1 protein-coding gene is annotated in these 626 nt (G+C 72.2%); it reads right to left on the bottom strand.

Features of this window, described 5'->3' with window-relative positions; genetic code table 11:
* Positions 1-626, bottom strand: a 626-nt coding sequence (locus ACFYE1_RS17500) for an LCP family protein (protein ID WP_387745848.1), incomplete at both ends; no start/stop codon positions are given.

Below are 626 nucleotides of genomic sequence, written 5' to 3'. Positions count from 1 at the left end.
AAGACCTCCTCCGCCGCGGCCGAGGGGACCACCCGGTTGAGGTCGTAGAGGTCCGGCTCCCACGGCATGGTCGCGATGCTGATGTTCTCCCGCGGGACGCGCGCGAGGCCCGCACCGAGCCGGACCGCCGTGCGGAGATCGGCCAGGCCGGCGTCGGCGCGCACCGATGACGTCACGGCGTCCAGGAACGAGTAGGCCCGCCCCGGACGGGTGACCAGCTTCCGCTCCCCGACGCGGTCCACGATCGTGTGCATGACCGCCTGCTGATTGCCCATGCGTCCGATGTCGCTGCCGTCCCCGACGCTGTCGCGCGTCCGGGCCCAGGCCAGCGCCTGGTCGCCGTCGAGCACCTGCTCACCGGCCGGCAGGTCCAGCTCCGCCTTCGGGTCGAACAGCGCCTCCGGCAGGTCCACCGGCAGCCCGTCCAGGGAGTCGACGACGCGGGCGAATCCCTCGAAGCGCAGCTCGAGGAAGTGGTCGAGCTGCACCCCGGTCAGTGCCTCCACCGCCGTCACGAGACACCCCGGGCCGGCGCCCAGCGCGCCGTTGATCATGCCGTAGTAGCCGGAGAACACGTTGCCGAGGTCCTCGGTGCACGAGGGGATCTCCAGCACGGTGTCGCGCGG

Source organism: Kocuria nitroreducens, assembly GCF_042879195.1.
GTDB lineage: Bacteria > Actinomycetota > Actinomycetes > Actinomycetales > Micrococcaceae > Kocuria > Kocuria nitroreducens.
This window is presented reverse-complemented; position numbering and strand designations above follow the sequence as displayed.